Origin of the sequence: Halomonas saccharevitans, from assembly GCF_900116405.1 — a bacterium.
Classification (GTDB): Bacteria; Pseudomonadota; Gammaproteobacteria; order Pseudomonadales; family Halomonadaceae; genus Halomonas; species Halomonas saccharevitans.
Genome location: NZ_FPAQ01000003.1, coordinates 1 through 24968, shown reverse-complemented (window position 1 = coordinate 24968; position 24968 = coordinate 1). Strand labels below are relative to the sequence as shown.

The window sequence follows — 24968 nt, the reverse complement described above, 5'->3', positions numbered from 1 at the left end:
CCCGCCAGGGGCCGGCGTTGCTCCGCACTGATTCTCGCCGCTGCCGGCTCGTCCTGGCGCGGCTTTTGGCCGGCTGAGCCCGGCCCTCGCGCCGACTTGTCGCGGCGTGCGTCCTGGCGCACGCTGGGAGCGTTCACCGATGGAAGGAGCAAGGAGATGGCAACGGTACTGGCCTTCGACGTCTACGGGACCCTGATCGACACCCATGGCGTGGTCGCCGAGCTCGAGCAGCGTCTCGCCGGGCAGGACCGCTCGGAGCTGGCTCCCGAGTTCTCGCGCCGCTGGCGCGACAAGCAGCTGGAGTACAGCTTCCGCCGGGGCCTGATGGGGGCCTACGTCGACTTCGCCCGCTGCACCCGCGAGGCGCTGGAGTTCACCGATCGCGCCCTGCAGACGCGTTTCTCGGAGACCGACAAGGAGCACCTGATGGGCGTCTATGAGCGCCTGCCGGCCTTCCCGGAAGCCGCGGCCGCACTGGATCGTCTCGTCGCGGCGGGGGTGAGCTGCGTGGCCTTCTCCAATGGCAGCCGCGAGGCGGTCGAGAGGCTGCTCGCGCAGGCCGGGATTCGCGAGCGCTTCGATGACGTGGTCAGCGTCGACGAGATAAAGCGCTTCAAGCCCGACCCGGCGGTCTACGCCCACCTGCGCTATCGGCTGGAGAGCGAGCCCGGCGACACCTGGCTGATCTCCAGCAACGCCTTCGACGTGATCGGTGCGCGTCACGCCGGCCTGCATGCCGCCTGGGTGCGGCGCAGCCCGGATGCGCCCTTCGATCCCTGGGGGATCGATCCGGACTTTACCGTGGCCGACCTCGACGCCCTGGCCGAGCGGCTGGCCTGAGCCGCCGCGTAACGCGGCGATGAGTCCCTCATGACGACGCCCTGGCCGGTCAACCGGCCAGGGCGTCGTCGTATCGGGCCGAGGCACGTAGCACGGCTCTTCGCCATGGCGTCGCCTTGCGGCCATCAATGAGTCGATCGTTCCAGAAATCGAGGCGCGACGGATCGCCTGGTGGTGGCTATCTCTGTAAGGAGCGCCTGGCAGCGACGACAGAGTGCCCATGTCCCCCACGCGATGGCCGCACAGGAGAATCCGAGCATGACGGAGCCACATTCGCCGAGACGTTTCTGGCTGGGTGGCCAGCGGGCCGCGGAACAGGATCGCTTCTTCCGCGAGGCCCTGGAGCCCCTGGGATGGCAGGTCGGGGACGAGCATGACTGGGACGCCGGCTGGATCACCGGCATGCCGGAGGCCAGGCAGTTCCGGCGGGTCTCGCCGACGCGCACCCTGAATCACTTCCCGGGCAATGCGGCGCTCACCGTCAAGAGTCGCCTGCACGAGAGCCTCTCCACCCTGCGCGAGCGCATCCACGAGAGCCACGGGCCCGAGCATGGACTCGCCCGGCGGCTGGCCTTCTTTCCCCGCGCCTATGTGATGCCCGGTGACTACCACGCGCTGCAGCAGGCCGCCCGGGATCACCCCGAGCAGCGCTGGATCCTCAAGCCCACCAACGCCTCAAAGGGCAAGGGCATACGGCTGCTTAAGGATGTCGGCGAGGCGCCCCTCGCCCGGGACTGGCTGGTGCAGGAGTACCTGGCCAACCCCCACACCATCCGCGGCCACAAGTATGTGCTGCGCCTCTATGTGCTGATCAGCTCGCTTGCGCCGCTGCGTGTCTATCTCTACCGCCAGGGCTTCGCCAAGCTGGCCTCGGAGCCCTGGGATCCCGACGATGCCGACAACCCCTACAGCCAGCTGACCAATCCGGATATCAATGCCCTGAACGACCGCGCCGAGGTGCCGGTGGAGTTCATCGACTTCGATCGCTACCGCCAGTGGCTCAAGGATCAGAGGCATGACGACGAGGCCCTGTTCGCCCGCATCGAGGACCTGGTGGCGCTGACCGTGATCTCCGCCGTGGATGCCATGCGCGCTCGCACGGCTGAGGCCGCCGCCGACCCGCGCGGCTGCTACGAGCTGCTGGGGCTCGACTGCCTGGTGGATGACACCCTCAAGCCGTGGATACTCGAGTGCAACCTGAGTCCGTCGCTTGGCATCTGCGCCGCCCCGGAGTCGGGCGGGCGGGTCGAGGAGGCCGTCAAGGGCGGTCTGGTTCGGGACCTGGTAACGCTCATCGACATTCCCGGCCGAGCGGCAAGAAAGGTATCGACCGAGGCGGCAAGCGAGGAGGCTGACCAGGCGCCGGGGGCGGCCGCGGCGCTGGTCGCCGAGGCCGAGGCGGAGCGGGCCCGCGCCGGCGGCTTCCGGCGGCTGCTGCCGGCCGTCGATCCCGAGTGCTACCTGCCGTACTTCACGCTGCCGAGCCTGGCCGACCGGCGGCTGGCCGAGGGGCTCGCCGGGCGTTCGCTGCCGGCCCCGCGTATTGCGCGCCGCCACGTCTCTGAGATCGTCGACGAGGAGCGCCTCGCCCTCTACGACACGCGACGGGGCGATCTCTACCGGCCCAACGACACGGCGGCGCTGATCTGGCTGCTGGCGACCGAGGGGCTCGATCTCGACGCCATCGTCGAGGCGTTGGCGAGCGCCACGGCCGGGGGGGAAGAAGAGAGACCGGACGCGCACGGTACCGATCACGAGAGCCTGCGCCGGAAGGTCTGGCTCACCCTGCACGACTGGTGCCGCGGCGGCCTGCTTCGCCAGGCGGGCGAGCGGGACGCCGCGGACGCGCCGGCCGCCGAGGCCGACACGCCGGCACCCGAGACGCCCTCCGTCGAGCGCCTATTCGCGCTGCGTCTGGCGGGGCAGGAGTGGGCGCTGTCGGTGGCGAGCCCCCCGGCCATCGCGCGGCTCGCGGCCGGCTTCGGCACGCGGCTGACACCCCTCGCCGACGAGGTGGCGAGTCGACTGCCGCGGCTTCGGGTGCTGCGCGAGACGGTGGGCTACGCCCTGGCCGATGCCGATCGGCTGCTGGCCTCTCGGCTGACGCTGGCCCAGCTGGCTCCCGCGCTGACGACGCACCTGCTGCGCCGAGTCGCGAGCCCCGACCGTCCGGTGATCGATGCGCCCCTGCTGGTGATGCCCGACGAAACTGCGGTGCTCTGTCTGCTTCCCGAGGGCGCGCCGCGCCGCCGCCTGCTCGCGCGGTTGCGCGAGGCCGGCGGAGGCCGGCCGACCCGCGGCGTGCGCCTGGACCTCGCTGACCCGGCGCGGGCCGAGCCCCTAGATCTCCCCCTGGCGGACGCCGCCGACGAGCCGGCGAGCGCGCGGACCGCCTCGAGGATGCCGGCCGGCGTGACCCTGCGCGGCGTGCTGCTGCCGGGCGGCGAGCACGTCCAGGAGCCCCTGGCCCCGGTTGCCATGCTGGAGGCCCTGGGTGCGCTGCTGCCGCACTGCCTGGCTGGGGAAGGGCAGATGCTGGAGGGTCACGGCGTGACGGCCCTTGGCGACTGGCTTTCCACCCTGGCCCTGAGCGCCATCCCGACAGACAGCGAGAGCGAGACAGAAGCGACACAAACAGGGAGCGAGGCGCAGGGGCCGTCGTCCGCGTCCCTGGCCGCTTGGATGGCCACCCACATCGCTCCCGAAGCCCAGGTCTCCCGCCCCGCCGCGGCGGGTCAGTAGCCGGGCACGAGCATACGGCGCTGCCGCTGCCGCGGCAGCGCCGATGACGGGGCCGGTCCTCCGGACCGGTCCAGGGCATGACGCCACGCACGGCGTGTCGAGCATGCCATTCGAGCGCGGACGTCGAGCGTGGATAGCGAGCGCGCGTTGACGGGACGTGTCGAGACTGCCAATCGAGGAGGTCAGAACCATGACACTGCACGACGAGAAACGTCGCAACCTGCTGGGCCGGCTCGGCCGCCAGCTCGGCTCCACGGCGCCGGCACTGCTGCTGGTGGCGAGCGGAGCGGCCTTCCAGGCCGTGGCCAGCGAGCCCGCCGAGGGGCCGGGCGCCTCCAGCGGCTTCACCAGCGGCCAGGAGGCGCCCCTGATGCTGGCCGAGGCGCATGCCGAGGCCGAAGGAGAGGCCGAAGGAGAGGCCGAGGGTGAACCCGAAGAGGAAGCCGAGGGGGAAGCAGAAGCCGAGGCCGAGGGGTGATCTCGCCATCGCCCCTTCCCTGAGAGGCCGGGCCGTCGCCACGGGTGACGGCCCCGGCTTCCTCCCCGCTTTCGGGCGGGCCCAACACGGACCCGACAGGACAGCCACCATGCCGATTCCCGCAACCTTGCCATCGCGAACCGCCCCGGGCCTCATCGAGGAGAACCGGATGGCGCTGGCCCAGCTCAATAGCCTGCTCGACGACCTGGCCCCCGAGGCCTATCGCCGAGTCTTCGGCGTCCATGGGCGTCACACCCTCGGCAAGCATGTTCGCCATATCATCGACCACTATGAGGCGCTGATCGACGGGCTCGAGGCGGGCGCCGAGACCCTCGACTACGAGCAGCGTCGTCGCGACCCGGCCCTCGAAGCCCGGCCCGACGAGGCCGCCCGGCGTCTGGCCGCCCTCGATACCTGGCTCTCGTCGCTTCAGGGCCAGGCGTCGCCCGAGCGCCTGACCCTGCGCCATTGCCAGGACGCCGACGCGCCGGCCTCCGATCGCGTCGCGGACGATGAGGCGCGCCTCGCCCTGCCGTCCAGCCTGGCCCGTGAACTGGCCTTCCTGGCCAGCCATACCGTGCATCACATGGCGATCATCGGCCTGCTGGCCGAGCAGATCGGCATCGCCCTGCCGGCATCGTTCGGCGTTCACCCCTCCACCCTGCGCCACTGGCAGCGGGAAGCGGCGACCGCACCCGGCGCGCCATCCCCTTCGTCTGCTATGTTGCCATCGTGGTCGGCACCCTGATCTGGCGCTATGGCGATCTGCTTTCGTCGCTATCGACTGAGCGCGTCAGGGGCAGGAGGGCGGCGTGGGCGAGGCGGAGAAGGCCAGGTGGGTGAACCAGGCCGTGGCATCGACGCCGGCGTTGTCGCCGTCGCTCATCAGGGCCAGGCCATCGATGCGGGTCGCTCGACTGCCGAAGAGTCGCCGGTAGTCCGCGCCGACGTCGCGCACCTCCGCCACCCATTCGCCCACCCGGGCGTCGCCGCTCTGCAGCGCCAGCAGCTGAGCGCGGTCGGTGAAGGCGTTGGGCCAGGCGCTGCCGGCCGGCTGGCTCGAGGCCCAGACGTAGTTCACCGACTCCACCTGCCAGGGCAGCAGCCCCGTCTTTCGAGCCACGTAGACCCTGGCCGGGTAGTCGTCCCCCGACTTCTTCGTCTCGTCGAGCCCCTCGTGCACCTCCGAGACTCGCCAGCACCACTGCAGGTACGGCGTCTCGCCGAGGTCGATCTCGCGCTCCAGGTATTTCGCCGAGGCCTGTCGGCGGGCGCGGGCCCGGAGCGCCTGCGTGCCGTCCAGTTCGACGACCCGGTACTCGGTCTCGCCCGCGAAGACGCGGGTCGACCAGCCGCGGATCTCCTCCGGCGAGAAGTGCAGGGCTTCGTCGGCGAGGCTCTGGCCGGCCCCGACCAGGGTCGGTCCGGCGCAGAGCGCGGCCAGTATCAGACGGCGGGTGGAAAGGGGGTGTCGCGTCATCGCACGTTCACTCCTGGAATCGGGGGGCGAACTCGAGGCCGCGGAGGCTTGTCAGGACCGCGAGCCTCGACCACGCTGAGCGGATCGATACCCCACCAGCATACGGCAAGAGGAGCGATATCATGCGTAGAGCGTTGCTTGGGGCGGCCCTGAGCCTGCTCATGGCCGTAGTGCCGGTCGCGCAGGCGGCGTCGCACGGCATCATGCATCTCGAGTCGGACGACGCCATCGAGCGCGTCGATCAGCGGCTGCGCGAGGCGATCAAGGCGCGGGGGCTGACCCTGATGAGCGTCGTCGACCACGCGGCCAACGCCCAGCGCGTGGAGCGCTCGCTGCCGGCGACCCGGACCTTCATCTTCGGCAACCCGGCGGTGGGCACGCCGATGATGCAGTGCCAGGGCAGCGTGGCGCTGGACCTGCCGCAGAAGATGGTGGTGAGGGAGACCGATCAGGGCGTTCGGCTGGAGTGGAATTCTCCCCACTACCTGGCCGAGCGCCACGCCCTGGATGAGTGCGGGTTGCCCCTGGAGAAGATCGCCGGCGTGCTCGAGGGCCTGGCCGGCGCCGCCGCGGGCCGGTGACTCATGCCGACGGCTCGTCGTCGTCTTGCTCGGGGTCGTAGTGCCGGCCGACGCCGTGGAGTAGCGTGAACTGCCGGTCGCACTCCCGGCAGGCGCTGCACATGGCGAGGTGCAGCCGCAGCGTGAATTTCTCCTGGAAGCTGAGCGAGCGGTCCTGGCGCAGCGACATCAGGCGAGTCGCTTCCTTGCACATCATCATGAGGCGTCTCCCTCGAGCCAGCCCCGCTCGATGCAGGCGCGCAGCCTCAACCGGGCGCGATGCAGCATCACCCAGCAGTTGTTCTCCTTGATGCCGAGCTCCCGGCAGATCTCCTCGGTGGAGAGCCCCATCAGCTCGCGCAGGGAGAAGATTCGCGCGGCGCTGTCCGGCAGGGCGATCATGCAGGCGTCGAAGACCTGCCAGAAGCGTTCAGTCTCGAAGGCGGCCTCGGGCTCTCCCCAGCTCTGCGGACGGGCCTCCTGCTGCCAGCGGCCGTTCTGCTGGAACTGCCGGTCGATCGCCTCGTCGTCGTTCTCGTCCGCCAGCGGCTGCCAGCGGCCCTGGCGCTTCTGGGCGCGCATGGTGTCGAGGATCTTGTACTTGAGGATGCCGAAGACCCAGGTCTCGTAGCCGGAGCGTCCGGCGAAGCTGTCGTTCTTCTCGATGGCAGACATCATGGCCTCCTGAACGGCATCCTCTGCCTGGCTTCGATCACGCAAGTGCATGAGGGCGAAGGAGACCAGGCGCGGCCTTACCGAGGCGAGCCGCTCCAGCCTGTGTGCTTTTTCGTCCATCGGTGAGCCCCCGTTCCCGCTGTCGTTGTTGTGCGCGCTGCGGGAAAAGTCTAGCAGCTTAGATTAGCTGTTGAGTATGGACTCTCCGCTGGGTCGCGGCCCCACGGCGTTCCTTACAGGGCGCGCGCCCGACGGCGAGGCCTCACTCTCAATCAACCAGACGCTCATCGAGACCGTCATCGAGCCGGTCATCGAGCCGGTGGTCAAACAAGCAGACGCCGAGCGAGTCGCCGAGGCGGGCCAGCCGTTCGAGGTCCTCCGGCCGGTCGACGTCCCAGAGTCGCGCCGGGCAGGCCAGTCGCCAGCCCATTTCCTCGGCGCGCGCGCGGGTCTGGGCCATGACGCGCTCCGTGCCCCAGTCGATGGCGCTGAACAGGCGGCGTTCGGCGCGCCTTGTGCCGACCAGCGCGTAGCCGCCATCCTCGGCCGGCACGAAGACGCCGTCGGCATCGCTCAGCGTCGCCCGGCAGCGCTGCAGCAGCGCCGGGGTCAGCGCCGGACAGTCGCTGCCGATCAGAAGCCCCGGTGCGTCCATGGCCGCGAGGGCCTGGTGCATGCGCGCGCCCAGATCGCCCTCGGGCTGGGCGCGTAGCGCGATGCCGTGGCGGTCGGCCAGCTCCCGGAACAGCGGGTGATCGTGCTGAAGTGCCGTCCACAGGGTGATGCGGTCAGGCGAGGTCGCCGCCAGGGCGGTGGCCAGCGCATGGCGCAGCAGCCGCTCGTGGAGCCGGCAGGCGCCCTTGGCGCCGAGGGCCGGAATCAGCCGGGTCTTGGCGCGGCCGGGAATCGGCGCCTTGGCGAGTATCGCCAGGGGAAAGGTGTCGCGGACGTCAGCGCACATGGCGATATGCCCGGGCCAGGTCGTCGGGGGAGGCGCCCCGCCAGTAGCGCCAGCGCAGCCGCCACATCAGCAGGATGGTCCGCCAGGCGCCGCCCTGCTCCCAGCGCCGTCCCGAGGTCGTCACCTTCTCGCGCAGGCAGGCGGGCCTCGAGAGCCGCTTGAGCCGTCGTGACATCTCGATGTCCTCCATCAGCGGCTGATCGGGAAAGCCGCCCGCGCCCGCGAAAGCCTCACGGGTCATGAACAGGCCCTGGTCGCCGGTAGCGATGCCCGTGCAGCGCGAGCGTTGGTTCATGGCGAAGGCGATCACGGGCAGCAGCGGATGGCGGCCGGCCAGCCGCACGTCGAAGCGCCCCCAGTCGCGCCCCTCGACCAGCGCCGCGGCGATCGCGGCCTCTGCCCCCGGCGGCAGGACGGTGTCGGCATGCAGGAAGAGTAGCGCTTGGCCCCGGGCCTCCCGGGCGCCGGCATTCATCTGCCGGGCGCGGCCGGGCGCGCTCTCGATCACCCGCGAGGCCAGCGGGCGCGCCCGGGCCAGGGTCGCGTCGCGGCTGCCGCCGTCGACGACCAGGAGCTCCGCGCCGCTGGCGCGCCGGGGCGCGAGGCGGGTGAGCTGCGCCTCGATGATGGCCGCTTCATTGAGGGTCGGAACGATGATGCTGAGCCGCGGCCTCGCCGGCATGTCGTCTCTCCTGGGGATCGTTAAGGCACTCTCGCCGCGCCTGAGTCGGAGCGGAAGCCGCCAGCTTACAGTCTATCGCGCGCGTAAGGTCGTCGGGCACCGCGCGACAGAGGGATAAGGCCGTCCGCGTCCCGGCGGCGACGGCATTCGCGGCGCGTCGGCATCCGCCGCGCAGGGAGGTGATTCATGTCCCGGTGGCGTCTTTTCCCGCTCCTGCTGTGCGTCGGCTGGCTTGGGCTTCTCCCGGTAGCGGCGGGCGCGTCGCTGCCCACCCTGGAGGCGCCCACCGTGCCCCTGGCGTACTCCCTGCAAGAGTTTCGCCAGGCGGTGCGCTCCGGCGGCCCCGGCAAGGACGGCATTCCCTCCATCGACCGGCCCCGCTTTCAATCGGTGGCGGCGGCCGATGCGCTGCTCGCGGCGAACGACCGGATCATCGGCCTCTACCTCGACGGCGAGGCCCGCGCCTACCCGCAGCGCATCCTGGTGTGGCACGAGATCGTCAACGACAGCGTGGCCGGCCGGCCCCTGAGCATCACCTACTGCCCGCTGACCGGCAGCGCCCTGGGCTTTCATCGCGGCGACGCCGAGCTGGGCGTCTCCGGGCGGCTGGTGAACAGCAACCTGGTCATGTACGACCGCATCACCGGCAGCGAGGTGCCGCAGATGCTCGGCGTGGCCATCGACGGTCCCCTGGCGGGACAGGGGCTCGACGAGTTGAGGGTCGTCTGGACCACCTGGGGCGCCTGGAAGGCGCGCCACCCGGACACCCGCGTGCTCAGCCGCGAGACCGGCCACGTGCGCAACTATCGACGCGACCCCTACGGCGGCTACGCCCCCCGACGCGGCTATTACCGCCCGCAGAGCGGCCGGCTCTTCCCGGTCATGGCGGAGAGCCGACGCCTGCCGCCCAAGGCCAGCGTGCTGGGGTTTCGCACCCGCCAGGGCGCGGCCGCCGTGACCCGCGAGGCGCTGCGCCGTGAGGCGGTGATCGAGCTTGCGCTTGGCGACAGCCACTACACGGTGATCCGCGATGCCGGCCTGGATACCGGCTGGGTGTTTCACAATCCTCGGCGCGTCGCGATCCGCGTCGATGAGCTGACCTTCGGCCCGGCGGGTGTCAGCGGCGGCGGTACCGAGGCGCTCGAGCCGATCAATGCCTTCGAGGCCATGTGGTTCGCCTGGGCGGCCTTCTATCCCGAGACCCTGCTCTACGGGGCGCCGGAGGACGCACCATGACCGCGCTCGCCGCCCTGCGCGACGCGCTGGTCGGGCGCCCCCGGGACGCGGCGCTCGTCGGAGGCGTCGGGCTTGCCTATGCCGGGCTCTATCTTTGGGTGATCGGCGATCTCGGCCCCGGCGGTGGCGGGGGGCTCGCCGCGCGCTTCCCCGCCTGGGAGCGGGTCTGGCAGGCGCGCGGCCCCCTCTATTTCGAGCCGGTGGGGCTGATCGAGGCGGGCCCCTGGATCTGGACCTTCAGTCCGCTCAATACCCTGCTGGGCCTGGTGCTGGGCTGGCGGCTGCGCCACGGCACGCGCCACTGCCCCTGGCGCGCCCCGGGCGGCCCGCTGCTGGCCGCGCTGCCGGCCCTGCTCGCCGGCGGCGCCTGCTGCGCGCCGATGGTGCTGATCTGGCTGGGGCTGCCGCTGGCCGGGGTCCTGATCCCGGTGCTCCCCTGGCTGCTGCCGCTGGCGGCGCTGCTGCTGCTGGCCAGCCTCGGCATGCTGGCCAGGCGGCTGGCCGCCTCCACCTCATGAGCGACGGGAGGGCGAGCGGAATGTCGAGCATGCTCGATCGATGCGGTCACGGCCTCGGGGGCTGGCTCTCCTGCCCGAGGCCCTGGCATTGCCCCCAGCAGCCCGTCGAGGAGGACATCCAGGCGTGTCTCGAGCCCGGTGATGTCCTGCTGGTCGAGGGCTCCTCGCGGATCAGCACGGTGATCAAGTACCTGACGCAGTCGACCTGGTCGCATGCCGCCCTCTACGTGGGCGAGGGCAGTTTCGTCGAGGCGGACCTGTCGGAGGGAGTGCGCGTGGTGGGCTTCGAGGCGTTCGACGGCCATGCGCTGCGCATCTGTCGCCCGGTGGGGCTGGGCCCGGCGGAGATCGACCGGCTGATCGCCTTCGTCTGCGCCCGCGTGGGTCACCGCTATGACCTGCGCAACCTCCTCGACCTGGCCCGCTATCTCCTGCCCCTGCCGCCCGTGCCGACGCCCTGGCGTCGGCACATGCTGGGACTCGGCAGCGGTGATCCGACCCGCGCCATCTGCTCGACCCTGATCGCCGAGGCCTTCCAGTCGGTTCGCTACCCGATCCTGCCGATCCCCGTGGCGGGCCGTTCGCGGGTGTTCCGGCGTCGCCACCATAGCCTCTTCACCCCGCGGGACTTCGATCTCTCCCCCTGGTTCGAGGTCGTTAAGCCGCGGCTCGTCGGCGGCTTCGATCCCCACGCCCTGGCGTGGCAGGAGTCGACCTGAACGCGATACGGCCCAGGACATACGCTCGAGCACGATACGCTCCAGGGCGACGCGATTCAGGAGGAGAGCTCGATCACCCGCCCGCCGGCCGCCTCGGCGTCCTCGCGGTCGTGAGTCACCAGCAGGCTGGGCAGGCCGGCCTCGCGCAGGCGGTCGAACACCAGCCGGCGCATCGCCTGGCGCAGGTGGGTGTCGAGCTTCGAGAAAGGCTCGTCGAGCAGCACCGCGCAGGGCGCCGAGAGCAGCAGGCGCATCAGCGCGACGCGCGCCTTCTGGCCGCCGGAGAGCGTGGCCGGGTCGCGCTCGCCGAAGCCGGCCAGCCCGATGTGCGCGAGGGCCTGATCGACCCGGGCGGCCTTGTCGGCGCCGGCTCTGGGCATACCGAAGCGCAAGTTGCCGGCCACCGAGAGGTGGGGAAAGAGCAGCGGGTCCTGGAACAGCAGGCCGATGCCGCGGCGCTCGGCGGGCAGGGCGGTGATGTCGCGGCCGTCCAGCAGCACCCGACCGCTGGCCTGGAACTCCGGGGCCAGGAAGCCGGCTAGGTAGGCGAGCAGGGTCGACTTGCCCGAGCCGGAGGGGCCCATGACGGTGAGCACCTCGCCCGGGGCGATGGGGGTGTCGAGCGAGACCAGGGTCTTGCCACTGAGCTGTATCCGGACGTCGCGAAGTTCGAGTCGATGGGGCGTGGTCATGGGGCTCCCTGCATGCCGCGGCGGTTGGACCATAGCAACTTCGGCAGGCCGATGGCGATCACGAAGCCCACCAGCGGCAGGCAGGCCTGGACCAGCGCCCAGACCCCGATCACCCGACGGTTGCCGCCGGCGGCCAGCGAGACCGCCTCCGTGGTGACGGTGGTGACCCGTCCCGCGCCCAGCAGCTGGGTGGGCAGGTACTGGCCGATGCTCACCGCCAGGCCCACCGCACAGGCGGTGAGCAGGGGGGCCAGCAGCATCGGCAGGCGGACCCGCCAGAAGACGGCATTGCGCGAGGCGCCGAGCGTCAGGGCCAGCCGCGTCCAGCGCGGGTCGATCCGCCGGTAGGCCTCCGAGAGCGACAGGAAGACGTAGGGCAGCACGAACAGCAGGTGGCCGAAGATGATCAGACCGTGGGTCGGGCGGGTGCCGAGCTGCTCCATCACCACCACCAGGCCGAAGAGGAAGGCGATCTGCGGCACGATCAGCGGCAGGTAGAGCAGCCACAGCGCCTTCGAGGCGGTGCGTCCGGTGCGCTGCTCGTTCTCCAGCGCCGCCAGCACCAGCACCGCGGCGAGCAGGGTCGCGCCGAGCGCGATCAGCGCCGTCGAGGCGAGCGGCCCGCCGAGGGCGGGCAGCGCCTGGGCCCAGTGATCCGGCGTCACGCTCCGGGGCAGGGCCTCGGGAAACCGCCAGAACCCCGCCACCGAGGTGATCGCGAGGCCGCCGAGCCCGGCGAAGGCGACCCCCGTGGCGAGCAGGATCCAGAGCTTGCCGGTGAGGTGCAGGCTCGTCTCGCCGCGACGCCTGCCGCCGCGGGCGATCCAGGCCTTCATCAGGCTGGCCATGAGCCGCTCCAGTCCCCACCAGGCGAGCAGCGCCGTGGCGGTAACGCCGAGCTGCAGGATCGCGCCGGCCGAGGCGAGGAAGCGCTGGTCGAGGTCGGGGTCGCTGAACCAGGTGAGGATCGATACGGCCAGCGTCGGGGGCAGGGTCGGGCCGAGGATCATCGCCACGTCCACCACCGAGGAGGCATAGGCGACGACCGCGAACACCGGCAGGCGGATCAGCGGGTAGAGGGCCGGCGCCACCACCTTGAGCCAGGCGATGGCCGGGCGGTAGCCCAGCGAGCGGGCCATGGCCACGCGGCGCTCGGCGTCGAGCTGGGGCAGCGCCGCCAGGCTCATCAGCAGCAGAAAGGGCACCTCCTTGATGACGAGCCCGGCGATCAGCGAGAGCCCCCAGGGATCCTGGACGATCAGCAGATCCGGCGGGCGCTCCCAACCGGTCATCGACGGCGAGGCCAGCCGCGCGAGCAGCCCCGAGGGGGCGATCAGAAAGGCCAGCCCGAAGGCCGCGGCGGCGTGGGGAATGGAGAGCAGCGGCGAGACCAGGCGCCGGATCCAGCGGTCGAGACGGCTGCCGCTCGCCGCGGCCAGGTAGAGCAGCACCACCGAAAGCGAGATGGCGGTGGCGACCAGGCCGCCGGCGAGGCTGATGGCCACCGAACGCCCGATGCCCGGCTGGGCGGCCAGCGCCCGCCAGGGGGCCAGCGAGAAGGCCTCGCCGCCGAGCGCCGGCAGGTAGCCGAAGGCCGGCAGCAGGGCCATGGCGAGGCCCGCCAGGATCGGCGCGACCAGCAGGGTGACGATCAGCATGGGGGCGAGGCGCAGCATCATCGGGCCGGCCCCGTCTCGCCCGTTCGCGGGGCGCTAGCGCAGGCCATCATTGTCCGACGTAGCGGTCCTGCCAGGCGTCCTGCAGCGCCGTCATCCAGCTGGGGTGCGGCTCGGGCAGGGTGCGCTCGAGGGCGCCCGCCGGCAGCATCGCCGGGTTCGCCTGGTCCAGTGCGAACCGCGCCCGGTCCTCCGCCGGCAGCTGGGCGACGTCGAGCACGGTGCGATCGCCCCAGACGTCGAGATCCTGCTTGGTCGCCTGGGCCTCGGGGGAGAGCAGGTAGTCGGCGACGACCATGGCGCCGGCCTGGTGGGGCGAGTTGTAGGGGATGGCCACGAAGTGCACGTTGCCGAGGGTGCCGCTTGCCGGCACGTAGCTGCGGGTGCTTTCCGGCAGCTCGTAGTCGGCCACCGCCGCGGCCGGCTCCGAGGGGATGAAGGTGAAGGCCAGCGTGAGCGCGCCGTCGCCCATCAGGCTGCGCAGCTCAGGGCCGCTGGCGGGAAACTGGCGGCCGCTTCGCCACAGGTGGGGGTGCAGGGCGTCCAGGTAGTCCCACAGCGGGGCGGTGACGGCGGCGAAGTCGCTCTTTTCGACCGGCGCGTAGAGCGCCTCATCCCGGTCGGTAAGCTCGATCAGCGCCTGCTTGAGGAAGGTGCTGCCGGTGAAGTCGGGAATCCGCGGGTAGGTGAAGCGCCCCGGGTTGGCCTGAGCCCAGTCGAGCAGTTCATGAATGCTCTGGGGGGGCGTGTCGAGGGCGTCGCTGTCTTCAAGGCGCTCATGGCTGTCCCCGCGGAACGCGTCACTGTCATAGTAGTAGGTGATCTGCGCCCGGCCCCAGGGGGACTCGTAGCCCTCGGTGGGCAGGGTGAAGTCGGTGACCACCTCAGGATTGTCCGCCGGGCGGGTCAGGGCGAAGTTCGGCAGCGCGCGGGCAAAGGGGCCGAACAGCAGGTCGCTCTCCTTCATGGCGGCGAAGTTCTCGCCGTTGATCCAGATCAGATCGACGTTGCCGGCGTCGTCGTTGCCGGCCTGCTTCTCCGCCAGCACCCGGGAGACCGCCTCGGCGGTATTGCCCACTTTCACGTGCTCGAGGTCGATGCCGAAGCGCTCGTCGACGCGCCCGGCCACCCAGTCGATATAGTCGTTGGTGCGCTGATCGCCGGCCCAGGCGTACCAGTAGACCGTCTGGCCGCGGGCTTCCTCGAGCACGGCCGGCCAGTCGGCCGGGTCGGGGGCGGCCGACAGGCCCGTGCTGGTCAGCAGGGCCGGCAGCAGGGCGGCGAGCCGTGGGACTGATCGGGGAGCCGGCCGGGGAGACAGAGCGCGCATCGTGGAGTTCCTCGTAGTGAAGGTAAAAGGGGCGTGATCAAGGGGGCGTCAGGGCGACAGGTGGCGCTGCAGTTCGCGATGCTCGCGGCGCACGTGCTCGATGGCGGCCACCGAGAGGTAGTGATCGACGCGGTCGCGCACGTGGGCGATCAGGGCGTCGTCGCTCAACTCCTCGGACCAGTCCTCGCCGTGTCGCTGCGAATCCTGTTCGCGCCGGTGGCTGGCCCGCCACTTGGCGCACCAGGTCAGCGACCAGAGCCACATGGCGCGCCGGCACGCCAGTAGGGTGTCGACGTCTCCCGCGAGGTCCATGGCATCGATCCAGTGGCGATAGAAGGCGGCCACCTCGGCGGGGGTCAGCTCGGCGCGACTCGTCAGGTCCCAGGTGGTGGAGGTATAGAGGCTGGCGTGGGCCAGGTCGAAGCCGACCAGGCCGTAGCGGCACTTCTCCAGGTCCACCAGCACCGCTCGACCGGTCTCGGTGATCAGGAAGTTTCCGGGGTGGGCATCGAAGCTGATCAGCCGGGTCTCGGCGCCGGGTCCCGGCGGCAATTGCCGGGGCAGGGCGGCTAGCTCGGCCTCGATCAGGCGGCGGGCATCGTTCGCGAGGTCGGCCTGCTCGAGGAAGCGGGCCTGTTCGCCCACCTCCTCGAGCATCGCGGCCCAGGGATCGGCGGGGGAGAGCAGCGGCGCGCGCGCCTCGGCGTCCGGCACCGCCAGCCCGTGGAGGCTGGCCAGCGCCTCGGCGAGGCGGGGCAGGTCCTCGGGCAGGCGCGCCGGGCGGCCGCGAACGGCGCTGACCAGGAGCCCGCCGCGGGGCAGCTCCGGGCCCGGTGGCAGCAGGCCGTATAGCGCGGGGGCGTGGCCGCCGCGGCTGGCGCGGGTGAAGCAGGCCGCCTGGTAGGCGAGGTTGGCGGCGGGGTCGAGTCGCATCTGGCTCTGCTTCGGCAGTCGCGCCACCCAGTCGTCCCGTTCCCGCTCGAGCCACAGGTGATGATGGGCGAGGCCCGTGTCGGCCATCGGGTGCAGGGCCGCGATACCCGCGTCGAGGCCTGCGCGGGCCAGCGCCGCGGCCAGCGGCTCGCAGAGGGTCGACGGGGCCCGCGGCGTGTCGGGGCGAGAGGCGGTGTCCGGCATGACGTTCCTTGATCGGGGACGATGGTCATCGATGGTCGCATAGGGGCGAGCTTCCTTACACGGCCCTCCAGTGCGGCGGCTGTAAGCCCGCGCCGCCCGGGGCGACACAACGGTAGCGCGGATGCCCCGTTGGCGTCTGCGCCGCGTCTCGAACACGCACCGCGGAGGGTGAGATCATGTCACAGCACGACGAACAACGCCGCAGGCTGCTGGGCCGCCTGAGTCGACAACTGGCCTACACGGCCCCGCTGCTGGCGCTGGTGGCCGGCGGCGCCGCACTGCAGGCGGCTCCGGGCGGCGCTCCGCCGGGCGACGATCCGGGCGCGGCGGCCTTCACAAACGCGGACGAGGCACCCCTGCTGCTGGCCAGCAATCATACGGAGGGAGAGGCCGAAGCCGAAGCCGAGGCCGAGGCAGAAGGTGAAGCCGAGGCAGAAGGTGAAGCCGAGGCAGAGGGTGAAGCAGAGGGGGAAGCAGAGGGTGAAGCCGAGGGAGGCCCCGCCGCCGCGGTCGCCAGGCCCGATGACTACGCGCCGGCCTACAACGAGAGCGGCGACAATACCGAGGAGATGCTGGCCCGCGGCGAGGCGCTCTATTACGACACCTCCCTGAGCAGCAACGGCCTGGCCTGCGCGAGCTGTCACGGCAGCGATGGGCAGGACACCGGCTACCAGGCGACCTTCCAGCAGCCCTTCCCCCACCGGGTGGCGATGGCCGACAACCAGTTCGGCATGTCGGAGGTCCACGCCGACGAGATGGTGCAGATCTGCATGGTCGCCCCGATGGCCGCCGAGCCGCTGGCCTGGGGCGGCGAGGAGCTGACCTCGCTGGCGGCCTACGTGGTGGAGGTGCAGAAGCGCGTGGCCGGCGAGCCCCACGATCTCTGAGCACTGCTCTGGGCACTTCCCTCGTCTAGGCACTTCTCTGAGCGTCAGGCTCCTCGAGCCCCGGGCCATCCTCCAGGCCAACGTCGCCATCGGCTCGCCGGTGGGTGTTCCCACGGGGCGGCGACGAAAAAGGGCGCCACCGTTGCCGATGGCGCCAAACGAGTCAGCATGAAAGACATGCTCGGGGAGTCGGCGGCTCGTCGCCGCCGCAAATCGCATCGGCCTCAGGCCAGGCGCTGGCCGGAGACGCTCGGATGGTAGAGCGGCTGGACGCTGTTGCCGTCCGGGTCCTTGCAGTAGAGGCTGCGCCCGCCGTCGCCATGATCGTGGGCGCCGCGGGTCACCTCGACACCCTGATCGCGCAGGAACGCCTCCCAGGCGTCCACGTCCTCACGGGCATCGACCACGAAGCCGAAGTGATCGAGGCGCTGTGGATCGCCGCCGGTGGGCGCCTTGGCGCGGGAGAGCGAGACGTTGTCGTTGCCTAGGGTCAGGTAGACCAGGTTCTCGTGGGCCCGGCGCAGCACCGCCAGGCCCAGGATGTCCACGTAGAAACGTTCGCAGGCCTCGAGGTCCTGGACCTGCAGGGCGATATGGCGCATGCCGTTGAACGGGGCGGGACGTTGCATGGGACCTCCTCGACGGGACGGGGCTTAATGAATATTATTGGAAAATGTTTCCATAATTACGTTCATTCCACAACCCATGCCACCACTTATCTCCACCAACCAAGAGAGCCTGCCATGTATTGCATCATCGTTCAGACCCGCCTGAAGCCGGGCACCCGGGCCCGTTTCCTCGAGGCCATGCTGCCCAACGCCGAGGCCTCGGTGCGCGACGAGCCGGGCTGCCTGGTCTTCGACGTGCTCGAGGATCGCGACACCCCGGACCTCTTCCACCTCTACGAGATCTACGCCGACCAAGAGGCCCTGGCGGCCCACAAGGAAACCGCGCACTACCAGGCCAGCCGCGCGGTGGTCAACGAGCTGATCGCCGAGCAGTCGGTGATTCGTGCCGACGTGCTGGCGACGAATCCCGGGGCGCGCGGCGAGGCCTGAACGAATCCCGTCGCCCGGTATCACAGGAATAATCTGATATGCCGAGGCGAGGGGTCATGATGCCGAATCGACCGGATGCCAAACGTCGAGTCCTCTTCTGGCTAAGCCTGGTATGCCTGGCGCTGGGCGCCCTGCTCGCCTGGCAGGCCCAGGCTCAGAAGGCCCAGCCGGAGGCGGGACTTGCCATGGTGATGACCATCGACGATGCCATCGGGCCGGCCATCGGCGACTACTTCCAGCGCGGCCTGGAACTGGCCGAGGAGCGCGAGGCCGAGCTCGTCGTGGTGCAGATGGACACCCCCGGTGGGCTCGACGCCTCGATGCGCGCGATGATTCGCGCCATGCTCACCTCCCCCGTGCCGGTCGCCCTCTACGTCTCGCCGGCCGGGGCCCGGGCCGCCAGCGCCGGCACCTACCTGCTCTACGCCAGCCACGTGGCAGCCATGGCGCCGGCCACCCACCTCGGCTCGGCCACCCCCGTGCAGCTCGGCGGGGGCGGCGGGCTGCCGGGTCTGAGCGAGTCTGAACCTGAGACTGAACCTGAATCCGAGCCCGTGCCGGAATCGCAGGGGGCCGTGCAGGAAGCCGCCGACGGCGAGGCGTCCCAGGGCGAGTCGACGCAAGACGCAGGCAGCGCCCGCCAGGACGAGAGCGCACAGGAGCCCGCCAAGCGCCGCGGCGAGACGGCCATGGAGCGCAAGGTGCTGGAGGATGCCGTCGCCTATATCCGCTCGCTGGCCGAGCGCCACGGCCGCAATGCCGACTGGGCCGAGCGGGCGGTGCGCGAGGCGGTTAACCTCACCGCCCGGGAGGCGCTCGAGCAGAACGTCATCGAGGTGGTGGCCAGCGACCTGGACGACCTGCTCGCCCAGCTCGACGGGCGCAGCGTGGTAATGGACGACGGGGAGCGCACCCTTTCCACCGCGGAGCTGGTCGTCGAGCGCTTCGATCCGGACTGGCGCACCGAGCTGCTGGCCGTGATCACCAACCCCAACGTCGCCTACTTCCTGATGATCATCGGCTTCTACGGGCTGATCTTCGAGCTCTCTAACCCGGGCAGCCTGGTGCCGGGCACCATCGGTATCATCTCGCTGCTGCTGGCGCTGTTCGCCTTCCAGGTGCTGCCGGTCAACTACGCCGGACTGGCGCTGATCCTGGTGGGACTGGGGCTGATCGTGGGCGAGGCAATGATGCCCAGTTTCGGCATTCTCGGCATCGGCGGCATCGTCGCCTTCGTGATCGGATCGGTGATACTGATGGACGCGGATACCCTGAACATCTCGCTGCCGATGATCGGCGGCATCGCGCTGCTCGCGGCGGGCCTGATGTTGTGGGTCATGACCCGCTTCATCGGCCTGCGGCGTCGCCCGCCGCGCATCGGCCAGGAGGAGCTGGTCGGCAGCGAGGCGCTGGTCCTCGAGGATTTCACCGACCAGGGCCACGTGCGGCTGATGGGCGAGCGTTGGCGGGCGCGCAGCCCCGAACCGCTCGCCCGCGGGCAGTTGGTCCGCGTCACCGCGGTCGACGGTCTGACTCTGGAGGTCGAACCGCTGGCCTCATCGTCCTGAGGCCCACCCGGCACGGTCGATGATCCGCATCGTCCGGCCCAACCAAGGAGCCGACACCATGCTGCTTTCCTACCTCGTTCCGGTCGTCCTGCTGATCATGCTGCTGGCGGCCTCGATCCGCATCCTGCCCGAGTACAAGCGCGGGGTGGTGTTCTTCCTCGGCCGCTTCCAGGCGGTCAAGGGGCCGGGCCTGCTGATCATCATCCCCGGCATCCAGAAGATGGTGGTGGTCGACCTACGGGTGATCACCATGGACGTCCCGGAGCAGGACGTCATCTCCCAGGACAACGTCACCGTCAAGGTCAACGCGGTGCTCTACTTCCGGGTAGTGGATCCGGAGAAGGCGATCATCCAGGTGGAGAATTTCGTCAACGCCACTAGCCAGCTGGCCCAGACCACGCTGCGCTCGGTGCTCGGCAAGCACGACCTGGACGAGATGCTCTCCGAGCGTGACAAGCTCAATGACGACATCCAGGAGATCATCGACAGCTCCGCCGAGAGCTGGGGCATCAAGGTGGCCAACGTGGAGATCAAGCACGTTGACCTCGACGAGAGCATGATTCGCGCCATCGCCCGCCAGGCCGAGGCCGAGCGCGAGCGCCGCGCCAAGGTGATCCACGCCGAGGGCGAGCTGCAGGCCTCGCAGAAGCTGGTCGAGGCGGCACACGTGTTGTCTGCCAACCCCGCGGCACTTCAACTGCGCTACCTGCAGACCATGGCGGATATGGGCAGCAAGAACTCCACCGTCGTCTTTCCGATGCCCATGGACCTGCTGGAGGCCTTCAAGCACATGAAGGCCTCGCCTGCCGCCCAGGCGCGCACCGACGGCGACGCGGGCGACGCCTCCTGAGTCCTATCGGCGCCTCTGTGAAGATCCGCGGGGGCGCCGAAGGACCGGCCAGGGCTATCGCAGTTGGCAACATCGCTCAAGGCTTTCCCGGCGACAGGCCTTCGAGGGGGCGCTGTGAATACCTCCCTGTACGCTACCTCCGCCTTCCCTGGCCTCCGGACCCTTCTTCGACCTGTCCCCGGCGCCTTTCGCTTTCGAGGCCGAGTTAACTGCGATAGCCCTGAAGTACCGGCGGGCTCGGATGCACCCCTGCCCCATCTCTGCTAGACTCCCGCGCTCTTGTTGGGTGCATTGATTCGACTCTTCGTCCGATGAGGCCCCCACCGATGCCGAGCAAGGGAAACGACAGCACGTGATGACTCCCCTGGCAGGGCTGGCCACGCCGCCCTAGCGCACCCTTCCTATCTCCCGGCGATGCCGCCGTCACCGGTGCGTCATCGCTCGACATCACGATGATGTCGCGGGCGCCCCTGCGCGCGCGCCGGCGGTTTCCGCCCTCTCCTGAATGTGCCATCGCGACAGCGCCACCGCGGCGCGGGGTAAGGCATGCGCACGCCAGGATCCCGACGCCTCACGGCCCAACCATCACCCCCTGACTGGACCGCAGTATGTACGAAAAAATGAAACTGAGTTGGTTCTCCAACCTTAAGGGCGACACGCTTTCGGGCATCGTCGTCGCCCTGGCGCTGATTCCCGAGGCGATCGCCTTCTCCATCATCGCCGGAGTCGACCCCAAGGTCGGCCTCTACGCCTCCTTTGCCATCTGCGTGATCATCGCCTTTGCCGGCGGGCGCTCCGGCATGATCTCCGCGGCCACCGGGGCCATGGCGCTGTTGATGGTCACCCTGGTCAAGGAGCACGGCCTGCAGTACCTGCTGGCCGCCACCCTGCTGACCGGCGTCTTCCAGATACTGGCGGGGTATCTCAGGCTCGCCGAGCTGATGCGCTTCGTGTCGCGCTCGGTGGTGACGGGCTTCGTCAACGCCCTGGCGATCCTGATCTTCATGGCCCAGCTACCCGAGCTCACCGGCGTGACCTGGCATGTGTATGCCATGACGGCGGCGGGGTTGGCGATCATCTACGGCTTCCCCTACCTGCCGAAGGTGGGCAAGCTGCTGCCTTCGCCGCTGGTCTGCATCCTGGTGCTGACTGCGGTCTACATGCTCACCGGCATGGAGATCCGAAGCGTCGGCGACATGGGCGAGCTGCCCGACACCCTGCCGGTGTTCCTGTGGCCCGAGGTCCCGCTCAATCTCGAGACGCTGATGATCATCCTGCCCTACTCGCTGATGCTGGCCGTGGTGGGCCTGCTGGAGTCGATGATGACCGCCACCATCGTTGACGACCTGACCGACACCCAGAGCGACAAGAACCGCGAGTGCAAGGGACAGGGCATCGCCAACCTCGGCGCCGGTCTGCTCGGCGGCATGGCGGGCTGCGCAATGATTGGCCAGTCGGTGATCAACATCAAGTCCGGTGGTCGCCGTCGCCTGTCGACCCTGATCGCCGGCGTGGCGCTGCTGATGATGGTGGTGTTCCTGTCCGACTGGGTCTCCCAGATTCCCATGGCCGCTTTGGTGGCGGTGATGATCATGGTCTCCATCGGCACCTTCAGCTGGAGCTCCATCAAGGACCTCAAGAAGCACCCGATGAGCACCAACATGGTGATGGTGGCCACCGTGGTGGTGACCGTGGGCACCCATAACCTGGCGATCGGCGTCTTCGTCGGCGTGCTGCTCGCCGCCATGAACTTCGCCAACAAGGTCGGCAACATCCTCTACATCGGCAGCGAGGAGGCCGACGAGGGCAATGCGCGGGTCTATACGGTCGTGGGCCAGGTGTTCTTCGCCTCTTCCGAGCGGTTCAGTAACGCCTTCGACTTCAAGGAGACGGTGGAGAAGGTCACCATCGACCTCTCACGCGCCCACTTCTGGGACATCACCGCCGTCCAGGCGCTGGACCGTATCGTGATCAAGTTCCGTCGCGAGGGCACCGAGGTAGAGATGATCGGCCTCAACGAGGCGAGCGCCACCATCGTCGACCGCTACGCGGTGCACGACGACCCGGAAGCCGTCGAGAAGCTGATGGGCGGCCATTGACCTGCCGGACGGATGATGTAGAAGGTGAAGAGATGATCATAAACGCCAGCTTCAGGACAAGACGATGACAGAACAGGTGATGGCCGCCATCGACGGCTCGCAGTTTTCCGAAGGGGTGTGCGACTACGCCGCCTGGGCCAGCCTGGCGCTGGATGCGCCGCTGACTTTCCTGCACGTGGTCGACAACCATCCCCAGACCGCCGAGGCGGACCTCTCCGGGAATATTGGGCTCGGGGCCAGGGAGCACCTGCTCGAGGAGCTCTCCCACCTGGATGAGCAGCGCGCCAAGGTGGCCCAGGAGCAGGGCCGGCTGATGCTCAAGGCGGCCAAGGAGCGGGCCCTCGAGGACGGCGTGGCGGACCCCGCCACCCGCCAGCGCAACGGCACCCTGGTGGAGACCCTGACCGAGCTCGAGAACGACATGCGCCTGCTGGTGATCGGCAAGCGCGGCGAGGGCGCTCATCAGGCCAGCGACCACCTCGGCTCCAACCTGGAGCGGGTGGTGCGCACTCTGCACCGGCCGATCCTGATGGCGCCGGAGACCTTCACGCGCCCCGAGCGTGTGATGATCGCCTTCGACGGCAGCAAGACCACCCGCAAGGGGGTCGAGATGCTAGCCAAGAGCCCGCTGTTCAACGGCATCACCTGCCACGTGGTCATCGTCGGCGCCGAGACCGGCGACAATCGTTCGCAGCTCGAGTGGGCGCTCTCGACCCTGCGCGAGGCCGGTCACGAGGCCGAGGGGGCGATCCGTGCGGGCGACGTCGAGGAGACCCTGCGCGGCTACCAGCAGGAGCACAGCATCGACCTGTTGGTGATGGGCGCCTACGGCCACTCGCGGGTGCGCCACCTGCTGGTCGGCAGCACTACCACCACCATGCTGCGTCGCACCAGCCTGCCGGTACTGCTGCTGCGCTGATCGCGCGCCTCCCCGCCCGACACGACGACGCCGGCCCTTGGGCCGGCGTCGTCGTCTCAGCCCCTGGAGGGTCTCACCCCGGGATCGCGTCGCAGCCCCGGGCCTCGGGACTCGCCAGCACCCCCTGGGCCAGCATCCAGCCGATGACCAGGAAGGCCAGCATGCCGACCAGCACCAAGGTGAAGGAGGCGCCGAGATCTAGCGCCACGCCCAGCAGCGCCGGGGCGATGCCGGTAGAGAAGACCATGGCGGCGCTCAGGGTGGCGCGCACCGTGCCCAGGTGATCGGCGCCCCACAGGCGCACCAGCAGGCTGGTGGCGATGGACTCCTGGGCCCCCATGGCGAGCCCGCCGCCGACCATCAGCGCCCAGATACCGAAGTGGCCGCCGAAGGTGATGGCCAGCGCCAGGGCCAGGGCGAACGGCAGCAGGTAGAGCCGGGCCAGGCGAACCGGCCCCAGGCGGTCGACCCAGCGTCCGCCCAGCAGGGCGCCAGGCAGCTTGGCGATGCCCATGCCGGTCAGGGCCAGGGCATAGACGGCGAGCGAGCTGCCCAGGTCCTCGGTCATGCGCGCCTGGTAAATGAAGAGCCCAGTCATGGTCACCGGCAGGATCATCAGCAGCGGTAGCAGCTGCCAGAAGCGCGCCTCGCGGAAGGGGCGTGGCCCGCCGCGGCGCTCCCCGCGCACCGGACGCGTGCCGGGCGCCGCCGGCCAGGGGCCGCGCAGCAGCAGTGGCACCCAAAGCAGCGCCAGGACCAGTGCGAACAGCCACCACAGCTGCCGCCAGCCCAGCCACACCAGCAGAGTCGCGATCACCGGGGGCAGCAGCGTCTCGCCCAGCATGATGCCCATGCCGGTGAGGCCCAGGGCGCGGCCCCGCAGGCTCTCGAACTCGCGGCCGGCCAGGGTGTTGCCCAGATGGGTCATCATGCCCTGGCCGCACAGGCGCACCAGGCCCAGCCCCAGCACCCCCAGGAGCCACCAGGGCGAGAGGGTGAGCAGCGCGACCCCGGTGAGCAGGGCGCCGAGCACCGCCAGGGCGAACCGCCGCGGCGCCACCCAGTCGATCAGCGGGCCGAAACGCAGCATGGCGAAGCCGGCCGCCAGGGTGACCAGGGCATAGGCGGTGCCGAACTGGCCGGCGCTTAAGCCCAGCCGGGCCGAGATCGGCGCCTGGAAGAGCCCGATGAAGAAGCTCTGACCCAGGCTCGAGGAGAACATCGCCAGAAAGGCGATGCTCAGCAGCCCGCGATGATCCCGCAGCAGGATGCGATAGCCCATGATGACCTCCCGGGGTGACATGGATTGAGCGGCATGGAGTGGATGGCAGGAGCGAGATGGCGCGCCCGAGGTGGCGTCGCGGGCACGACGGGAGTGCGATGGCCCGGCCGCAGTGGCAAGATGGGGCCGTCGCGGCCGCGACACCCGAAGCGCCCTAGGGTAGCAGCTGAGCGCTCAGGGTGGCGGGCGTGAGCGACGCGAACCAGGGCTATCGCTGAGGTGCGCTGGGGGCAAGCCGACGAGGAGGTCCTGGTATGGATTGACCTGTCAAGGGCTCGGTTGTCTCTTCAGTGCATGCGGTTGTCCTCAATGCCTACGGGTCAGGAAGCGAGGGGCTATCAGCGACGGTGGATCTCTCTGGTATTCGTGGGTTGGGTACCGACCTGTCATCACTTCGTCGCGGAGCTACCCTGCTCTACGCTCGAGGGTCACCCTGCCCCGGAGGGCGGGAGCCTCATAGGACCGCCAGGGGTTCTCCTACCGGCCCGACGCTCCCTGACCCGCAGGCACTGGGACACTGCCGTCATGTCGTGGCCCGGCTGCCGTGTGGCTTGCCCATTGCCTCGCAGGCGAGGGCCC

General features: G+C 69.9%; 25 protein-coding genes. 14 read left to right on the top strand and 11 right to left on the bottom strand.

The genetic code is table 11. The annotated features are described in order from the left end of the window. Positions 1 to 156 precede the first annotated feature (156 nt). The 4 genes from BM388_RS02180 to BM388_RS17785 all read left to right on the top strand — a co-directional run bounded on the left by BM388_RS02180 (position 157) and on the right by BM388_RS17785 (position 4808). Entirely contained in the window at positions 157 to 840 is a 684-nt protein-coding gene (locus BM388_RS02180) for a haloacid dehalogenase type II (RefSeq protein WP_089846750.1), read from the top strand. A gap of 258 nt (positions 841 to 1098) precedes the next feature. Then, a complete protein-coding gene (locus BM388_RS02175; protein ID WP_175535019.1) occupies positions 1099 to 3582 on the top strand; it encodes a PqqD family peptide modification chaperone in 2484 nt (827 codons plus the stop codon). 190 nt (positions 3583 to 3772) lie between these two features. Continuing rightward, positions 3773 to 4060 carry a hypothetical protein gene (locus tag BM388_RS17790; protein WP_089846746.1) on the top strand — a complete coding sequence of 96 codons (288 nt, stop codon included), beginning with the start codon at positions 3773 to 3775 and terminating at the stop codon, positions 4058 to 4060. Between the two features lie 109 nt (positions 4061 to 4169). Then, the gene (locus tag BM388_RS17785) at positions 4170 to 4808 is read left to right on the top strand and encodes a DinB family protein (RefSeq protein WP_175535018.1); all 639 of its coding nucleotides are present in this window, start codon (positions 4170 to 4172) and stop codon (positions 4806 to 4808) included. Between the two features lie 45 nt (positions 4809 to 4853). Here the strand turns inward: BM388_RS17785 and BM388_RS02160 are convergent, their stop codons facing one another. After that, positions 4854 to 5540: a DUF3047 domain-containing protein gene (locus BM388_RS02160; RefSeq protein ID WP_089846742.1), complete on the bottom strand. Its 687-nt coding sequence runs from the start codon at positions 5538 to 5540 to the stop codon at positions 4854 to 4856. A gap of 122 nt (positions 5541 to 5662) precedes the next feature. On the opposite strand from BM388_RS02160, the gene BM388_RS02155 reads away from it, so the two are divergent. Continuing rightward, a complete protein-coding gene (locus BM388_RS02155) occupies positions 5663 to 6121 on the top strand; it encodes a DUF302 domain-containing protein (protein ID WP_245781437.1) in 459 nt (152 codons plus the stop codon). Between the two features lies 1 nt (position 6122). On the opposite strand, the gene BM388_RS02150 is transcribed toward BM388_RS02155, so the two are convergent. The 4 genes from BM388_RS02150 to BM388_RS02135 all read right to left on the bottom strand — a co-directional run bounded on the left by BM388_RS02150 (position 6123) and on the right by BM388_RS02135 (position 8418). Further along, positions 6123 to 6320: a zf-HC2 domain-containing protein gene (locus BM388_RS02150; protein WP_089846738.1), complete on the bottom strand. Its 198-nt coding sequence runs from the start codon at positions 6318 to 6320 to the stop codon at positions 6123 to 6125. Continuing rightward, positions 6317 to 6895, bottom strand: a complete 579-nt coding sequence (locus BM388_RS02145; RefSeq protein ID WP_089846736.1) for a sigma-70 family RNA polymerase sigma factor — start codon at positions 6893 to 6895, stop codon at positions 6317 to 6319. Before BM388_RS02145 ends, BM388_RS02150 begins: the two co-directional genes overlap by 4 nt. 148 nt (positions 6896 to 7043) lie before the next feature. Beyond that, positions 7044 to 7736, bottom strand: coding sequence for a TIGR04282 family arsenosugar biosynthesis glycosyltransferase (locus tag BM388_RS02140; protein WP_089846734.1), 693 nt, complete (start codon positions 7734 to 7736; stop codon positions 7044 to 7046). After that, positions 7726 to 8418, bottom strand: a complete 693-nt coding sequence (locus BM388_RS02135) for a TIGR04283 family arsenosugar biosynthesis glycosyltransferase (RefSeq protein WP_089846733.1) — start codon at positions 8416 to 8418, stop codon at positions 7726 to 7728. Before BM388_RS02135 ends, BM388_RS02140 begins: the two co-directional genes overlap by 11 nt. Positions 8419 to 8604: 186 nt before the next feature. Here BM388_RS02135 and BM388_RS02130 point away from each other — a divergent pair, with 186 nt between their 5' ends. The 3 genes from BM388_RS02130 to BM388_RS02120 are packed head-to-tail and all read left to right on the top strand — an operon-like array spanning position 8605 to position 10891. Then, a complete protein-coding gene (locus BM388_RS02130; RefSeq protein ID WP_089846729.1) occupies positions 8605 to 9654 on the top strand; it encodes a DUF3179 domain-containing protein in 1050 nt (349 codons plus the stop codon). Continuing rightward, a complete protein-coding gene (locus BM388_RS02125) occupies positions 9651 to 10172 on the top strand; it encodes a hypothetical protein (protein WP_089846727.1) in 522 nt (173 codons plus the stop codon). The genes BM388_RS02130 and BM388_RS02125 overlap by 4 nt, the downstream gene beginning before the upstream one ends. Before the next feature lie 29 nt (positions 10173 to 10201). Beyond that, positions 10202 to 10891 carry a C40 family peptidase gene (locus BM388_RS02120; RefSeq protein WP_089847026.1) on the top strand — a complete coding sequence of 230 codons (690 nt, stop codon included), beginning with the start codon at positions 10202 to 10204 and terminating at the stop codon, positions 10889 to 10891. Positions 10892 to 10947: 56 nt separating this feature from the next. Here the strand turns inward: BM388_RS02120 and BM388_RS02115 are convergent, their stop codons facing one another. From BM388_RS02115 to BM388_RS02100, 4 genes are read right to left on the bottom strand one after another with little or no spacing between them, the layout of a single operon-like run. After that, complete coding sequence (locus tag BM388_RS02115) at positions 10948 to 11583, bottom strand: ATP-binding cassette domain-containing protein (RefSeq protein ID WP_175535017.1); 636 nt, start codon at positions 11581 to 11583, stop codon at positions 10948 to 10950. After that, entirely contained in the window at positions 11580 to 13259 is a 1680-nt protein-coding gene (locus BM388_RS02110) for an ABC transporter permease (RefSeq protein WP_089847024.1), read from the bottom strand. Before BM388_RS02110 ends, BM388_RS02115 begins: the two co-directional genes overlap by 4 nt. Before the next feature lie 49 nt (positions 13260 to 13308). Then, positions 13309 to 14589 carry an ABC transporter substrate-binding protein gene (locus tag BM388_RS02105; protein ID WP_089846723.1) on the bottom strand — a complete coding sequence of 427 codons (1281 nt, stop codon included), beginning with the start codon at positions 14587 to 14589 and terminating at the stop codon, positions 13309 to 13311. Positions 14590 to 14637: 48 nt separating this feature from the next. Continuing rightward, positions 14638 to 15726 (bottom strand): aminoglycoside phosphotransferase family protein, encoded by a 1089-nt coding sequence (locus BM388_RS02100; protein ID WP_089846721.1) that lies wholly within the window; start codon positions 15724 to 15726, stop codon positions 14638 to 14640. A gap of 176 nt (positions 15727 to 15902) precedes the next feature. On the opposite strand from BM388_RS02100, the gene BM388_RS02095 reads away from it, so the two are divergent. Beyond that, positions 15903 to 16613, top strand: a complete 711-nt coding sequence (locus BM388_RS02095) for a hypothetical protein (RefSeq protein ID WP_089846719.1) — start codon at positions 15903 to 15905, stop codon at positions 16611 to 16613. Between the two features lie 224 nt (positions 16614 to 16837). Here the strand turns inward: BM388_RS02095 and BM388_RS02090 are convergent, their stop codons facing one another. After that, on the bottom strand, positions 16838 to 17242 hold the full coding sequence (locus BM388_RS02090) for a VOC family protein (protein WP_089846717.1): 405 nt from the start codon (positions 17240 to 17242) through the stop codon (positions 16838 to 16840). Positions 17243 to 17356: 114 nt separating this feature from the next. On the opposite strand from BM388_RS02090, the gene BM388_RS02085 reads away from it, so the two are divergent. The 5 genes from BM388_RS02085 to BM388_RS02065 all read left to right on the top strand — a co-directional run bounded on the left by BM388_RS02085 (position 17357) and on the right by BM388_RS02065 (position 23107). Next, on the top strand, positions 17357 to 17671 hold the full coding sequence (locus BM388_RS02085; protein ID WP_089846716.1) for a putative quinol monooxygenase: 315 nt from the start codon (positions 17357 to 17359) through the stop codon (positions 17669 to 17671). Positions 17672 to 17727: 56 nt separating this feature from the next. Continuing rightward, positions 17728 to 19239 (top strand): NfeD family protein, encoded by a 1512-nt coding sequence (locus BM388_RS02080; RefSeq protein WP_245781436.1) that lies wholly within the window; start codon positions 17728 to 17730, stop codon positions 19237 to 19239. A 58-nt stretch (positions 19240 to 19297) separates the two neighbouring features. Continuing rightward, positions 19298 to 20089 carry a slipin family protein gene (locus BM388_RS02075; RefSeq protein ID WP_089846714.1) on the top strand — a complete coding sequence of 264 codons (792 nt, stop codon included), beginning with the start codon at positions 19298 to 19300 and terminating at the stop codon, positions 20087 to 20089. Positions 20090 to 20697: 608 nt separating this feature from the next. Beyond that, complete coding sequence (locus tag BM388_RS02070) at positions 20698 to 22188, top strand: SulP family inorganic anion transporter (RefSeq protein WP_089846712.1); 1491 nt, start codon at positions 20698 to 20700, stop codon at positions 22186 to 22188. Positions 22189 to 22252: 64 nt separating this feature from the next. After that, positions 22253 to 23107: a universal stress protein gene (locus BM388_RS02065; RefSeq protein ID WP_089846709.1), complete on the top strand. Its 855-nt coding sequence runs from the start codon at positions 22253 to 22255 to the stop codon at positions 23105 to 23107. Between the two features lie 73 nt (positions 23108 to 23180). Here BM388_RS02065 and BM388_RS02060 read toward each other — a convergent pair whose 3' ends face one another. Continuing rightward, positions 23181 to 24389, bottom strand: coding sequence for an MFS transporter (locus BM388_RS02060; RefSeq protein WP_089846705.1), 1209 nt, complete (start codon positions 24387 to 24389; stop codon positions 23181 to 23183). Positions 24390 to 24968: the final 579 nt, after the last annotated feature.